Below are 13986 nucleotides of genomic sequence, written 5' to 3' on the forward strand. Positions count from 1 at the left end.
CCATGCCTGAACGAAACCTTGCACCCGATCCTCGGTACTTCACAGCGGTGGAAACTGCGTTTCGTCTGAAAGACCCCGTGACTATGGGGTCGTAGAAGGCGCGAAGATTAGCGATTCGGCAGTTTTTTAACAATCGGATACATCTTGAAATGCGGTAGGAATCACGCCCTCGGGTGGACGATGAGCCGAATAGGCGTCATATTCGGCTCACGAAATGAGCCGAATAGCGTTTCTATTCGGCTCACGCACTCAGGAATGGCATTCATGGCAACTCACTGGATCTGGCAGCAGCCCGACTGGCCCGACTTCAACTGGCAGGCAGAGCGTCTCACTGCGCTGTTGCGCGAATGCGTTCAGGCGCAGGGACAATTGATGGGCATGGCGGGATCAGTGGGCAATTCATTGAGCGCTCAGACTGAACTGGACGCGTTGCTGCAAAACATCGTGACCTCCTCGGCCATCGAGGGGGAACAATTGAATGTTGAATCCGTGCGTTCTTCACTGGCACGACGCCTGGGGCTGGAATCGCCTGATGGCGACAACGTCAGCAAGCGCAGCGAAGGGCTCGCGCAACTGATGCTCGATGCCACTCAACGCTTTGCCGAACCGCTGACACTGCAACGATTGCTGGAATGGCATTCATGGCTGTTTCCAGAACAGGAGAGTGGTTTCCTTTCGCGTGCAATCAATGTCGGCGCATTACGCGGCGATGAGCCGATGCAGGTGGTTTCAGGGCGAATCGACCGTCCGACCGTGCACTTCGAGGCGCCACCGCGACAAGGCCTTGAGCGGCAACTCGACAGTTTTCTCAAGTGGTTCGACGCCAGTCGGCAACAGGCAGGCCTCGATCCATTCTTGCGAGCTGGCATCGCACATTTCTGGTTCGTCACCTTGCATCCGTTCGACGACGGCAATGGACGCCTGACTCGCACCCTTACCGATCTGGCACTGGCTCAGAGCGAAGCGCAGGCGATTCGTTTTTATGCGATGTCCGCCAGCATCCTCGATGATCGTGCGGGCTATTACCGGATTCTCGAATCCAGTCAGAAAGCCACGCTGGACATTACCGACTGGCTCACATGGTTCCTGCAAACCTTACTGCGCAGTCTGCAACAGGCCATTGCGCGGATTGAAAGTGTGTTGGGAAAATCACGCTTCTGGCAGGCGCACCGCGAATCCGGGCTGTCGGCGGAGCAGATCAAAGTGCTCAATCGTTTGCTCGACGGTGGTGAGCGTGGTTTCGAGCACGGTATCAGTGCAGCGCAATACCAGAGTGTGGCCAAGGTTTCCAAAGCCACGGCCACCCGACATCTGGCGGAACTGCTGGAAAAAGGCTGCCTGCAACGTCTTCCGGGCGGGGGGCGGAGCACTCGGTATCAGATTCAATATCCGGGTGACTCGACCGACTGACACCCTTGTCCGTCGGCCCACTCATTTGCCCATAAACCCCCTATCTGCTAGTGTCGCGCCGGTTTAACGTCAACCGGAAATCGCCGCCATGGCCCGCAAAAAAGCTGCACTGGATTTCGAACAGTCCCTCGCCGACCTGCAAACACTGGTCGAGCGTCTGGAGAACGGTGAATTGTCGCTGGAAGACTCGCTGACCGCTTTCGAGCAGGGCATCGGTCTGACCCGTGACTGCCAGGCAGCGCTGGCCCAGGCCGAGCAGAAGGTGCAAGTGCTGCTGGAGCGCGATGGCGAACTCGCCGAGGAACCCTTCGACGCGGAACAGCCAGAATGATTGCCGCGTATTCGGCGACCAGCCAGGCGCGGGTCAATGCGGCACTGGAAATCCTCTTCAAGGCTCCGCTGCCGGAACTGTCGCGCCTGTATGAGGCGATGCACTACAGCGTGATGATCGGCGGCAAACGCGTACGTCCGCTACTCGCCTACGCTGCGTGCGAAGCGCTGGGCGGCAAGGCTGAACAAGCCAACGGCGCGGCCTGCGCAGTTGAGCTGATCCACGCTTATTCGCTGGTGCACGACGATTTGCCGGCGATGGATGACGACGATCTGCGTCGCGGCCAGCCCACCACCCACAAGAAATTCGACGAAGCCTGCGCGATTCTCGCCGGTGACGGCTTGCAGAGCCTGGCCTTCAGCGCCCTGCTCGACCCGCGTCTGAGCAACCTCGACGCTGACATCCGTCTGCAACAGGTCACGGCGCTGGCGCACGCGGCCGGCCCGGCAGGCATGGTCGGCGGTCAGGCCATCGACCTCGGCTCGGTCGGCCTGAAGCTGGATCAGCAAGCGCTGGAGCAAATGCACCGGCACAAGACCGGCGCGTTGATCGAAGTCAGCGTCAAGCTCGGCGCCCTGGCCAGCGGCCGCGCCGAGCAGGATGAACTCAAGGCCCTGCAGACTTATGCACAGGCTATTGGTCTGGCCTTCCAGGTGCAGGACGACATTCTCGACGTCGAAAGCGATACCGAAACCCTCGGTAAACGCCAGGGCGCCGACATCGCTCGCGACAAACCGACCTACCCGGCCCTGCTGGGACTGGACGCGGCCAAGGTCTACGCTCTGGAACTGCGCGATCAGGCCCTGCACGCGCTGCGACCGTTTGACGCGGCAGCCGAGCCTTTGCGCGACCTGGCCCGGTATATCGTCGAGCGGCGCAACTGAACGCCAATCTGCCAAAAAAGACCAACGCGTGGGCAGGGGGCGATGCATCAGGTAAACTGCCGCATCTTTTATACCTATAACGATTCGCCTGATGCCCACGACGTTTCATGAGATTCCCCGCAAGCGCCCGACCACGCCCCTGCTCGACCGCGCGAACACGCCGGACGGCCTGCGCCGGTTAGGCGAAGCCGAGCTGGAAACCCTGGCCGATGAGTTGCGCCTGGAATTGCTCTACACGGTCGGCCAGACCGGTGGGCATTTCGGTGCCGGCCTGGGCGTCATCGAGCTGACCATCGCGTTGCATTACGTCTTCGACACCCCGGATGACCGGCTGGTGTGGGACGTCGGTCATCAGGCGTATCCGCACAAGATCCTCACCGGTCGTCGCCAGCGCATGGAAACCCTGCGCCAGAAGGACGGCATCGCCGCCTTCCCGCGTCGCGCCGAGAGCGAGTACGACACCTTTGGCGTCGGCCACTCCAGCACCTCGATCAGCGCAGCGCTGGGTATGGCGATTGCCGCCCGCCTGCAGAACAGCGATCGCAAGGCGATTGCGGTGATCGGCGACGGCGCGCTGACCGCCGGCATGGCCTTCGAGGCGCTGAATCACGCGCCGGAAGTCAACGCCAACATGCTGGTGATCCTCAACGACAACGACATGTCGATCTCGCGCAACGTCGGTGGCCTGTCCAATTATCTGGCGAAGATTCTTTCCAGCCGCACCTACGCGAGCATGCGCGAGGGCAGCAAGAAAGTCCTGTCGCGCCTGCCCGGCGCCTGGGAAATCGCCCGGCGCACCGAAGAATACGCCAAAGGCATGCTGGTCCCCGGCACCCTGTTCGAAGAGCTGGGCTGGAACTACATCGGCCCGATCGATGGCCACGACCTGCCGACCCTGATCGCCACCCTGCGCAACATGCGCGATCTGAAAGGCCCGCAGTTCCTGCACATCGTCACCAAGAAAGGCAAAGGCTTCGCCCCGGCGGAAGTCGACCCGATCGGTTACCACGCGATCACCAAGCTCGAACCGGTCGACGCCCCGGCTGCTGCGCCGAAAAAGGCTGGCGGGCCGAAGTATTCGGCGGTGTTCGGCGAATGGCTGTGCGACATGGCCGCGGCTGATCCGCGCCTGGTCGGGATTACCCCGGCGATGAAGGAAGGCTCGGACCTGGTGGCGTTCAGCGAACGTTTCCCGCTGCGCTACTTCGACGTGGCGATTGCCGAGCAACACGCCGTGACCCTCGCCGCCGGCATGGCCTGCGAAGGCGCAAAACCGGTGGTGGCGATCTACTCGACGTTCCTGCAACGCGGTTACGACCAGCTGGTGCATGACGTCGCGGTGCAGAACCTCGACGTGCTGTTCGCCATCGACCGCGCCGGTCTGGTGGGCGAAGACGGCCCGACCCACGCCGGCAGCTTCGATCTGTCGTTCCTGCGCTGCATTCCGGGCATGGTCATCATGACCCCGAGCGATGAAAACGAACTGCGCAAGATGCTCACCACCGGCCACCTGTACAACGGCCCGGCGGCGGTGCGTTACCCGCGCGGCACCGGCCCGAACGCGACCATCGACAAGGATCTCGAGCCGATCGAAATCGGCAAGGGCATCGTCCGCCGCCAGGGCAGCAAAGTCGCCCTGCTGGTGTTCGGCGTGCAACTGACCGAAGCGCTGAAAGTCGCCGAGAAGCTGGATGCGACCGTGGTCGACATGCGCTTCGTCAAGCCGCTGGATGAAGCGTTGGTACGCGAGATTGCCGGCAGCCACGAGTTGCTGGTGACCATCGAGGAGAACGCGATCATGGGCGGCGCCGGTGGCGCGGTCAGCGAATTCCTGGCGCGCGAGAACATTCTCAAGTCGATGCTGCATCTGGGCTTGCCGGACATCTACGTCGAGCACGCCAAACCCGCGCAGATGCTGGCCGAGTGCGGGCTGGACGAAGCGGGAATCGAAGCTTCGATTCGTGAGCGCCTGGCTTTACTCGACAAATAAACGCAATACCCTTGTGGGAGCGAGCCTGCTCGCGAATGCGGATTGTCAGTCAAAGTAATGCTGACTGATACACCGCATTCGCGAGCAGGCTCGCTCCCACATTTGATTTGTGTACACCTGAAACACCAGTGGAACGTCCATGAACCTCTCGCGCCTCGCCCTGCCCCTCCTCCTGCTGCCAGCCGCCAGCGCCCTCGCCGACACCTTCGAACGCGACGAAGCGCTGAAGCTGCCCGACACGCTGATCAGCGCCAACCGCCAGGTCGAAGCGCGCAACGACAGCAGCGCCGCTAACACCGTGTTCACCCGCGAAGACATCGACCGCCTGCAACCGGGCAGCGTCACCGATCTGCTGCAGCGGGTGCCGGGTGTGCAAGTGGCGCAGGCCGGTGGGCGCGGTAGCCTGCCGGGGATCTACATTCGCGGCACGCAATCGGCGCAGAGTCTGGTGCTGGTCGATGGCCAGCGCATTGGCAGTTCGACCTCCGGCGACAGCAATCTGCAGCACCTGAACATCGACCAGATCGAACGCGTGGAAGTGTTGCGCGGTTCGCGCTCGGTGATTTACGGCAGCGATGCGATTGGCGGGGTGATCCAGATCTTCACCCGCCGCGGCACCGAGCAAGGCCTGCAGCCGCGCTTGCACGTCGGCTTCGGCAGCAACCAGACCTGGGAACGCAGCCTCGGCCTGTCCGGTGGCGACGAGAAGACCCGCTTCAACCTGGGCGCCAGCCTCGATGACACCGCCGGTCTCGACCGCACTCACGAGTCCTACCCCAGCGACAGCGATCACGATGCCTACCGCAATCAATCCGTCAGCCTGAGTCTCAGCCATGCACTGACCGATGACATCGAAGTCGGCGCCAACCTGCTGGATAACCGTGGCAAAAGCGAGTTCGACAACCCGTTCGGCCGCTTCGATACGACTACTTTCGAGTCGGTGCAACAGCAGCCTTTCAGCGACTTCAACGTCAGCAGTGTCAGCAGCTACGTCGATGCCCGGGTCAACGAGATCTGGAAAACCCGCGTCGAATTCGGACACAGCGAGAACCGCGAGAAGACCCTCGACAAGCTCAGCGACGAGCGCACAGTGTTCAACACCTATCGCGACTCGGTGACCTGGCAGAACGACCTGACTCTGGATGCGCGCAACAGCCTGATTCTCGGCGGCGACTGGTACGAAGATCGGGTCAACAGCAGCACCGCGTTCAACGAAGACAGTCGCTGGAACCGCGCCGCGTTCATCCAGCATCGCTATCAGGCCGACAGCTTCTCCACCGAACTGGGTCTGCGCCACGACGACAACCAGCAGTTCGGCAGCCAGAACACCTGGAGCGGCACCTTCACCCTGCCGCTGAACCCGGACAACGACCTGTTGTTGAGCTACAGCGAAGGCTTTCGCGCGCCGACCTTCAACGACCTGTACTACCCGGACTTCAGCAACCCGGATCTGAAACCGGAAACCTCGAAAAGCTACGAGCTGCAATGGCGCAGTCAGTTGAGCGATAGCAGCCGACTGGAGACGTCGATTTACCGCACGGACCTGCAAGACGCGATCATCTTCGGCAGCAACTCACGCCCGGAGAACGTGGCCTCGGCGCGGATCAATGGCTTTGAAGCGGCGTTGAAGCAGGAACTGTTCGGCTGGCAAAGCAATCTCGGTGTGGCGATTATCGACCCGCGTGATCGTGATAGCGGGCACACGTTGGCGCGTCGTGCGCGGCGCACGATGAGTTGGGATCTGGATCGACAGTTGACCGGTTGGGCGTCGGCGCGAGCTGGCAATTGGTCAGCAGCAGTTACGACGATCTGAACAACACCCAGCCGTTGGGTGGCTACGGCACGCTTGGACTGCGCAGCAACTGGGCGCTGAATCGCGAGATCAAACTGGATCTGAAGGTCGAGAATCTGCTGGACAAGGATTACAGCCGTGCGCTGTACAGCTATGACGGCAGCCAGTATGGCTATCGCGAGGAAGGTCGGGCGTGGGTAGTTGGCGTCACCTGGACTCCCCAGCTTTGATTTGAATCTTCGCTGATTTGACTGGCTCCTTCGCGAGCAGGCTCGCTCCCACAATTTGGAATGCAATTCCCTGTGGGAGCGAGCCTGCTCGCGAAGAAGCCACCCCGGCTTCACCGGTCAGGCGCGATCAATTGGCAGAGTTTGGCGGTGGCATCGATCATTTGGCCGCTTGGGCGCTCAAGGCCTTTATCGGTAACCAACAGCAGTTTCCCCTGCTTCACTGCTGCCACCTGCGGCCAGTCTTTCCATGCATCGAGCTGGGCCTGCTCACCGGCCAGTATCACCTGCGGATCGCGCTGCAGCACTGCTTCGATACTCACCTGCGGCGCCGGCAAACTCAGGTCGGCAAACACATTGTGTGCGCCGCAGACTTCGAGCGCATCACTGATGATCTGCCCGCCACCGACGGTGTACAGCGGCTTGTCCCAGACTTGATAGAACACGGTCAGCGGCGTGTCCCGGCGATAGCGCTGACGCAGGTCATCGAGCTTCTGGCGCAGGTCCGCCGCCAGTTTCGTCCCACGCTCAGGTCGCCCCAGTTGCGCGGCAATCGTCTCGATCTGCGCAGACAGCTGTTCGAGATTGTGCGGCTCGGCGACGTAGGTCGGAATGTTCAGGCGTTTGAGCTGATCGCGTTGTGCCGGGCCGACACTGCCGGGCCACAGCAGCAGCAAATCCGGCTTGAGACTGAGCAGGCGCTCCATGTCGAGTTGGCCATAACGCCCCACCGAGGGAACATCGGCAATGGCAGCCGGACGCTCGCCGGCATCGAGCACGCCAACCAGCAGATCTGCCGAGCCCAGCTCAACAACGATTTCAGACAGAGAAGGCGCGAGACTGACCACTCGCAGACTCGCCAGCACCGGGCCGGCGCAGGCCAGCAGCAGAACCGCCAGCCACAGACGACGCATCAGCCGAGTTGACGCGGGATGCGATAGAGGTAGAACAGCACCGCCGTGGACAGCGCCAGCAGCATCAGCGGTACGGCTTCGAGGCCGACGAACACCGCCAGCGCACCGATCCATGCCGGCAGTGCGGCCGCGAGGAATGCACTGCGACGCTGGGCCGCCAAGGCAATCCAGGCCGCCGGTTCGTCGGGGGTATCAAGGGCTTTTTGCGTGGTGATCAGCGCGTGCTTGTAGCGGCCGAAAAACTTCAGACTGACAAACATCGAGGCCACGCCGGCAATGAACAACGGCATGGCCAGCACCGGCAGAATGCCTTCGCCCTGGCCGAACAGGCCATTGAGGACAAACAGCGGCAGCAGCGCCAGCGCCAGGTATTTCCACCAGTCGACCGCCAGGCGGCGTCGCACCTGACCGCGGGTCACGCGCGGTCGACCTCGCCCTGATGCTCGTTGCCCATCATGTGGTCGAGCTTGCTGGCCTTGGTCGCCAGGTACAGCTTGTTGTGCGGGTTGTGGCCGGTGTGCAGCGGCACGCGCTCGGCGACGACGATGCCCATGTCGGTCAGGGCTTTGACCTTGCGCGGGTTGTTGGTCATCAGACGCAGCGACTTCACGCCCAGATGCTCGAGCATCGGCAGGCACATGGCGTAGTCACGCTGATCGGCGGCAAAGCCCAGCCGCTCGTTGGCTTCAACAGTGTCAGCGCCGCCGTCCTGCAACTCGTAGGCGCGGATCTTGTTCAGCAGACCGATGCCACGACCTTCCTGACGCAGGTACAGCAGCACGCCACGGCCTTCACGGGCGATGGCCTTGAGCGCCGCTTCGAGTTGCGAGCCACAGTCGCAGCGCTGGCTGAACAGCGCATCACCGGTCAGGCACTCGGAGTGCAACCGGCCGAGAACCGGGGCACCGTCGGCGAAATCACCCAGGCTCAGCACAACGTGCTCGCGGCCGGTAGCCTCATCGAGAAAACCGTGCATGGTGAATTGCGCAAAAGGCGTTGGCAGCTTGGAAGCGGCGACAAAAACGACAGGCACCGGTGTGCTCCTGATCTAAAAATTCTGAAAATTCGCAGGCCGGCATTGTAACAGCAGGTTCCTGCAGACGCTTAGGCTGAATTATCGGGCATAACGATCAAAAAGTTTGATAACACCCGGCCATTGCAGATCCCTGTGGGAGCGGCCCTGTCAGTTCGGCTCGAACGGATACGGCTGCCTCCACTGTTCGAAAATTGGCTTCAGCTCGCCGCTCTTGATCAACTGCTCCATGCGCCGGTCGAACACTGTCATCAACATGCGCGCTTGCGGTGTGTTGGCGAAGCACAGGTACAGCGGCAGTTCGGCGATATGCGTCTTGCGAAACTGCGTCGGTTCCCTGGCCCGGCCAAGCACGTAATCGATTTCGGTCAAAGCATCGATGTAATAGTCGGCGCGGTTGTGGGTGAGCATCGAGAGGATCCCGGTACGTCGCACGACCTCGTTGAAGTTGCGCACGCCGGGCAAATAATTCTGATAGTCGTAACCACGAACCCAGGCCAGCCGATATTGACCGAGGGTTTCCGGGGTCGGTGCTGGATTACTCGCCAGGCCCAGGGCGTAGATGTGGTCGGTGTCGAAATTCCAGCGCGGATAGAGCAGGTCGCTGAATTCTTCATGATAAGAACCGACACAAGCATCGACCTCGCCACGCTGGGCCAGCCCAACTGAACGAGTGTACGGTTCGCTGCGAATATCGAGTTTCACTCCCGCCGGTTCGAACACCTTGCGCAGCACGTCCCAGCCCAGGCCATGACCGTCGGCGGCGGTGTAGTCTTCCCAGTCTTCGCTGGCCAGATGGATGACCGCGGGCGTCGGCGCAGCTTCCTGCGCACTGGCGACAGTGCCCAGCAAGGTAAACATCACAAGCGCCAACCAGCGTCGAGCCATCCCTAGTTTCCTCACTTAACCCTGACGATCCGGATCAGGCGAAAATCCACACCAGTCCCTGCATTGCCAGCCAGGCGAATACGCCAGCCAGCACGTCGTCGAGCATGATGCCGACGCCGCCGTGGACATGCCGGTCGATCCAGCGAATCGGCCACGGCTTGAGAATGTCGAAGAAACGGAACACCAGAAAACCCGCGAGCAACCAGTACCAGCCCTCCGGCACCAGCCACAGGGTGATCCACATCCCGACCATTTCGTCCCAGACGATGCCTTCATGGTCGTGGACCCGCAGATCGTCGGCGACCTTGCCGCACAGCCAGAAGCCGAACAGCATGGTGATTCCGAGCATCAGCCAGTAACCCCAGTCGGGCAACATCTGCCACAACGGGATAAAGGGTAGCGCAACTAACGAACCCCACGTGCCCGGCGCTTTTGGCAAGGTGCCGGAGCCAAAGCCGAACGCGAGGAAATGCCAGGGATTGCGCCAGACCGACGGCGGAACGAATTCGGCCGGAACCTGTTTCGGGTGATCTGTCACGGTGTCTCCTGAAAATGTTGATAACCCCGGATTTGCGGGGTGATGTCGTGTCCTTCGCGATCCAGCAGGACCACACCCTGGCCCTGCGCCACACGCCCGATCACATGGATCGGCCAGCCATCGGCCAGCAGTGCCGGCAACTCGACGGACGGTAGCGTGAAGGCCAGCACATAGTCATCGCCGCCGCTCAACGCCGCCCGTTCGGCACCGCGCTGACCGAGAAAAGCCACTAAAGCATCGGACAACGGTACGCGTTCACGTTCAACTTCGAGGCGAACCTGCGAGGCCAGGGCGATATGCCCACAGTCGGCGAGCAGGCCGTCGGAGATGTCGAGAGCCGCAGTGGCCTTGCCACGCAGCGCCTGACCAAGAGCCAGTTGCGGCTGGGGCGACCAGTAATGATCGAGCAACGGCTGGGCGATATCCGTTGCGGCTTCACGCTGGCCAAGCACCAGCGGCAAGGCACCGGCGGCATTGCCCAGCTCGCCGCCGACGCAGAGCAGATCGCCCGGTTGTGCGCCGCTGCGGGTCAAGGCCTGCCCGGCCGGCACCCGACCGAACACCGTGACCGTCAGGCTCAACGGCCCGCGCGTGGTGTCGCCGCCGACCAGCGCGATGCTGCAGCTCTGCGCCATGCGATTCAAACCGCGGGCATAGGCTTGCAGCCAATCGGCAGTCACCATCGGCACAGTCAGGGCAAGGGTAAAGGCAACGGGCGTGGCGCCCATGGCGGCCAGGTCGCTGACCGCAACGGCCAGCGAGCGCTGACCGAGCAGAAACGGATCGCAGGGATCGGCGAAGTGCACGCCGGCCACCAGCGTATCGGTGGAAATCGCCAGCTGTTCCCCGGGGGGAACCGCCAGCAAGGCGCAGTCGTCGCCGATCCCCAGAGCAACGCCCTCGCCGCCCTGCGCACAAGGCGCGGCGGCGAAGAAATTGCGGATCAGCTCAAACTCGCCCATGAGGTCTCAAGCGCGTATCAGCGCTTGAACGCCTTCACTTCAGCTTCACGCAGGCGCGGAGCCAGCTTGTCGAGTACGCCGTTGACGAACTTGTGGCCGTCGGTCGAACCGAAGACTTTCGCCAGCTCGATACCTTCGTTGATCACCACGCGGTACGGCACATCGACGCGCTTGAGCAGTTCCCAAGTGGACAGGCGCAGAACCGCCAGTTCAACCGGGTCCAGCTCTTCGATTTCGATGTCCAGGCACGGCTTGAGCGCGGTGTCGATTTCGGTGCGGCTCGCCGGAACCCCGTGGAGGATTTCGCGGAAATACGCGCCATCGACATCGGTGAAATCGTTATCAACGCGGAACTGCGCTTCGATCTCGTTCAGCGAAGCCTTGGCCATGTGCCACTGATACAGGGCCTGAGTCGCGAGCTGACGGGCTTCGCGACGCTTGACGCTTTTCGATGGCTTGCCGGCATCCGCAGGTTTCGGATCGCGCGGGTTGAAACGATCGCTATCGTCGCTAATCACTTGGCCTCCAACTGCGCCAGCAGGCTGACCATTTCCAGAGCGGACAGGGCAGCTTCAGCACCTTTGTTGCCGGCCTTGGTGCCGGAACGTTCGATGGCTTGCTCGATGGAATCAACGGTCAGGACGCCGAACGCGACCGGTACGCCGAACTCCATGGACACCTGGGCCAGACCCTTGGTGCACTCGCCTGCCACGTATTCGAAGTGTGGAGTGCCGCCACGAATGACCGCGCCGAGGGCGATGATGGCTGCGAACTCGCCTTTCTGGGCGACTTTCTGCGCAACCAGCGGGATTTCGAAGGCGCCAGGCGCGCGGATGATGGTGATGTCGCTTTCGCTCACGCCGTGGCGAACCAGGGCATCAACTGCACCGCTGACCAGGCTTTCAACCACGAAGCTGTTGAAACGGCCCACTACCAGAGCGTAGCGGCCTTTAGGGGCGATGAAGGTACCTTCGATGGTCTTCAGGGTCATTCGTCAGATCTCTTAAAGAGCCGGGACACGTTTCGTACGCATCCCTCAGTGATATTAGCCACAAATTCATGACCGGAAACACCGCATTGCTGTTCGACTACACCCCTGTGGCGAGGGGATTCATCCCCGATGGACTGCGCAGCAGTCCCAACCAAATAGGGCCGCTACGCAGCCCGTCGGGGATGAATCCCCTCACCACAAGGATCTACATCAACAATGCCGAATTCACCGGGTCATTATTCGGAGGGCACGTATTCTACAACTTCCAGATCGAAACCGGATATCGCATTAAATTTCATTGGCGCAGACATCAGGCGCATTTTGCGTACGCCGAGGTCACGCAGGATCTGCGAACCGGCGCCGACAATGCTGTAGGTGGTCGTTTTTTTCACCGCTGCCTGCTCACCGGTTTCGCGGATATGCGCCAGCAGCACGTCGCCGTCCAGCGGGTGGCCGAGCAACAGCACCACACCGCTGCCGGCCTCGGCCACCGCAGCCATCGCGGCGCGCAGGCTCCAGCGGCCCGGTTGCTTGACCATCAGCAGGTCGCGCAGCGGGTCCATGTTGTGCACGCGAACCAGGGTCGGCTCTTCGGCGCAAACGGTGCCCAGCGTCAGGGCCATGTGCACATCGCCTTCCACCGAATCACGATAGGTCACCAGGTTGAATTGGCCCAGTTCGCTGTCCAGCGGCTGCTCGGCAATCCGCTGAACGGTACGTTCGTGGATCATCCGGTAGTGAATCAGGTCGGCGATGGTGCCGATCTTGATGTTGTGTTCGGCGGCAAACGCTTCCAGCTCGGCGCGACGGGACATGGTGCCGTCGTCGTTCATCACTTCGCAGATCACGCCGCTTGGTTCGAAACCGGCCATACGCGCCAGGTCGCAGGCCGCTTCAGTATGACCAGCGCGCGCCAGGGTGCCGCCGGCCTGGGCCATCAGCGGGAAGATGTGGCCCGGGCTGACAATGTCTTCAGCCTTGGCGTCTTTTGCCGCAGCCGCTTGCACGGTGCGCGCACGGTCGGCGGCGGAGATACCGGTGGTGACGCCTTCGGCGGCTTCGATCGATACGGTGAACTTGGTGCCGAAACCGGAACCGTTGCGTGGCGCCATCAGTGGCAGCTTCAACAGCTCGCAACGCTCGCGGCTCATCGGCATGCAGATCAGGCCACGGGCGTGCTTGGCCATGAAGTTGATGTGCTCGGCCTTGCAGCATTCGGCGGCCATGATCAGGTCGCCTTCGTTCTCGCGGTCTTCGTCATCCATGAGGATGACCATCTTGCCTTGGCGGATGTCTTCAACCAGTTCTTCGATGCTATTGAGCGCCACAAGGCACCCCCTTCAGTCAGGATTTGAGATAGCCGTTGGCGGCCAGAAAGCTTTCAGTAATACCGCCAGCGCTTGGCTCAGCAGCCTTGTCGCCGAGGAGCAAACGCTCCAGATAACGCGCCAGCAAATCGACTTCCAGGTTCACCCGGCGGCCCGGCTTGTAGGAAGCCATGATGGTTTCGCTCAAGGTGTGCGGAATGATCGTCAGCATGAATTCGGCGCCATCGACCGCGTTCACGGTCAGGCTGGTGCCGTCGACGGTGATCGAGCCTTTATGGGCGATGTACTTGGCCAGTTCTTTCGGCGCGCGGATGCGAAATTCCACCGCACGAGCGTTGTCGCTGCGCGACACCACTTCGCCGACACCGTCGACGTGACCGCTGACCAGATGCCCGCCGAGACGGGTGGTCGGGGTCAGGGCTTTTTCCAGATTGACCGGGCTGCCGCTTTTCAGGTCATTCATGGCGGTGCAGTCGAGGGTTTCGCGGCTGACGTCGGCGGCAAAACCGTTGCCCGGCAGTTCAACCGCCGTCAGGCACACGCCGTTGACCGCGATGCTGTCGCCGAGTTTGACGTCGCTCAGGTCGAGCTTGCCGGTTTCGACATGCACCCGCACATCACCGCCCTTGGGGGTCAGTGCACGGATACTGCCGATGGATTCGATGATGCCGGTAAACATGGGGTTCTCCTTGAGAACG

14 protein-coding genes and 1 pseudogene are annotated in these 13986 nt (G+C 61.7%); 5 read left to right on the top strand and 10 right to left on the bottom strand.

Translation table 11 applies throughout. The features are described from left to right. The first annotated feature begins 264 nt into the window (after positions 1-264). From AC3WMV_RS17020 to AC3WMV_RS17040, 5 genes and pseudogenes are all read left to right on the top strand, one after another. On the top strand, positions 265-1410 hold the full coding sequence (locus AC3WMV_RS17020) for a Fic family protein (RefSeq protein ID WP_027612924.1): 1146 nt from the start codon (positions 265-267) through the stop codon (positions 1408-1410). An 88-nt stretch (positions 1411-1498) separates the two neighbouring features. Beyond that, positions 1499-1741: an exodeoxyribonuclease VII small subunit gene (locus AC3WMV_RS17025; protein ID WP_003228627.1), complete on the top strand. Its 243-nt coding sequence runs from the start codon at positions 1499-1501 to the stop codon at positions 1739-1741. Continuing rightward, positions 1738-2625, top strand: a complete 888-nt coding sequence (gene ispA, locus AC3WMV_RS17030; RefSeq protein ID WP_007968168.1) for a (2E,6E)-farnesyl diphosphate synthase — start codon at positions 1738-1740, stop codon at positions 2623-2625. Before AC3WMV_RS17025 ends, ispA begins: the two co-directional genes overlap by 4 nt. Before the next feature lie 91 nt (positions 2626-2716). Further along, positions 2717-4615 carry a 1-deoxy-D-xylulose-5-phosphate synthase gene (gene dxs / locus AC3WMV_RS17035; RefSeq protein WP_103367231.1) on the top strand — a complete coding sequence of 633 codons (1899 nt, stop codon included), beginning with the start codon at positions 2717-2719 and terminating at the stop codon, positions 4613-4615. A gap of 139 nt (positions 4616-4754) precedes the next feature. Continuing rightward, positions 4755-6637: pseudogene (locus AC3WMV_RS17040) on the top strand (TonB-dependent receptor domain-containing protein). 110 nt (positions 6638-6747) lie between these two features. Here the strand turns inward: AC3WMV_RS17040 and AC3WMV_RS17045 are convergent. The 10 genes from AC3WMV_RS17045 to AC3WMV_RS17090 form a co-directional block, all read right to left on the bottom strand. Then, the gene (locus tag AC3WMV_RS17045) at positions 6748-7548 is read right to left on the bottom strand and encodes a cobalamin-binding protein (RefSeq protein ID WP_103367230.1); all 801 of its coding nucleotides are present in this window, start codon (positions 7546-7548) and stop codon (positions 6748-6750) included. Continuing rightward, positions 7548-7967, bottom strand: a complete 420-nt coding sequence (locus tag AC3WMV_RS17050; protein WP_103367229.1) for an MFS transporter — start codon at positions 7965-7967, stop codon at positions 7548-7550. The genes AC3WMV_RS17045 and AC3WMV_RS17050 overlap by 1 nt, the downstream gene beginning before the upstream one ends. Beyond that, positions 7964-8581, bottom strand: a complete 618-nt coding sequence (gene ribA / locus AC3WMV_RS17055) for a GTP cyclohydrolase II (protein ID WP_027612931.1) — start codon at positions 8579-8581, stop codon at positions 7964-7966. The genes AC3WMV_RS17050 and ribA overlap by 4 nt, the downstream gene beginning before the upstream one ends. Before the next feature lie 150 nt (positions 8582-8731). After that, a complete protein-coding gene (locus AC3WMV_RS17060) occupies positions 8732-9469 on the bottom strand; it encodes a substrate-binding periplasmic protein (RefSeq protein WP_103367228.1) in 738 nt (245 codons plus the stop codon). A gap of 34 nt (positions 9470-9503) precedes the next feature. Continuing rightward, positions 9504-10007, bottom strand: a complete 504-nt coding sequence (locus tag AC3WMV_RS17065) for a phosphatidylglycerophosphatase A family protein (protein WP_007910933.1) — start codon at positions 10005-10007, stop codon at positions 9504-9506. Beyond that, on the bottom strand, positions 10004-10969 hold the full coding sequence (thiL, locus tag AC3WMV_RS17070) for a thiamine-phosphate kinase (RefSeq protein WP_103367227.1): 966 nt from the start codon (positions 10967-10969) through the stop codon (positions 10004-10006). Before thiL ends, AC3WMV_RS17065 begins: the two co-directional genes overlap by 4 nt. Before the next feature lie 17 nt (positions 10970-10986). Then, entirely contained in the window at positions 10987-11487 is a 501-nt protein-coding gene (gene nusB, locus AC3WMV_RS17075) for a transcription antitermination factor NusB (RefSeq protein ID WP_003228643.1), read from the bottom strand. Continuing rightward, positions 11484-11960 carry a 6,7-dimethyl-8-ribityllumazine synthase gene (ribH, locus tag AC3WMV_RS17080; protein ID WP_003228649.1) on the bottom strand — a complete coding sequence of 159 codons (477 nt, stop codon included), beginning with the start codon at positions 11958-11960 and terminating at the stop codon, positions 11484-11486. Before ribH ends, nusB begins: the two co-directional genes overlap by 4 nt. A gap of 236 nt (positions 11961-12196) precedes the next feature. Then, on the bottom strand, positions 12197-13288 hold the full coding sequence (ribBA, locus tag AC3WMV_RS17085) for a bifunctional 3,4-dihydroxy-2-butanone-4-phosphate synthase/GTP cyclohydrolase II (RefSeq protein WP_103367226.1): 1092 nt from the start codon (positions 13286-13288) through the stop codon (positions 12197-12199). Positions 13289-13304: 16 nt separating this feature from the next. Continuing rightward, on the bottom strand, positions 13305-13967 hold the full coding sequence (locus tag AC3WMV_RS17090) for a riboflavin synthase (RefSeq protein WP_103367225.1): 663 nt from the start codon (positions 13965-13967) through the stop codon (positions 13305-13307). Positions 13968-13986: the final 19 nt, after the last annotated feature.

The sequence above is a fragment of the Pseudomonas sp. FW305-3-2-15-E-TSA4 genome, from assembly GCF_058787295.1.

Bases quoted from the DNA above. Each gene is read 5' to 3' on its own strand.
- ribH (WP_003228649.1), bottom strand. From the start codon at position 11,960: ATGACCCTGAAGACCATCGAAGGTACCTTCATCGCCCCTAAAGGCCGC.
- AC3WMV_RS17060 (WP_103367228.1), bottom strand. From the start codon at position 9,469: ATGGCTCGACGCTGGTTGGCGCTTGTGATGTTTACCTTGCTGGGCACT.
- dxs (WP_103367231.1), top strand. From the start codon at position 2,717: ATGCCCACGACGTTTCATGAGATTCCCCGCAAGCGCCCGACCACGCCC.
- AC3WMV_RS17020 (WP_027612924.1), top strand. From the start codon at position 265: ATGGCAACTCACTGGATCTGGCAGCAGCCCGACTGGCCCGACTTCAAC.
- AC3WMV_RS17025 (WP_003228627.1), top strand. From the start codon at position 1,499: ATGGCCCGCAAAAAAGCTGCACTGGATTTCGAACAGTCCCTCGCCGAC.
- thiL (WP_103367227.1), bottom strand. From the start codon at position 10,969: ATGGGCGAGTTTGAGCTGATCCGCAATTTCTTCGCCGCCGCGCCTTGT.
- ispA (WP_007968168.1), top strand. From the start codon at position 1,738: ATGATTGCCGCGTATTCGGCGACCAGCCAGGCGCGGGTCAATGCGGCA.
- AC3WMV_RS17090 (WP_103367225.1), bottom strand. From the start codon at position 13,967: ATGTTTACCGGCATCATCGAATCCATCGGCAGTATCCGTGCACTGACC.
- AC3WMV_RS17045 (WP_103367230.1), bottom strand. From the start codon at position 7,548: ATGCGTCGTCTGTGGCTGGCGGTTCTGCTGCTGGCCTGCGCCGGCCCG.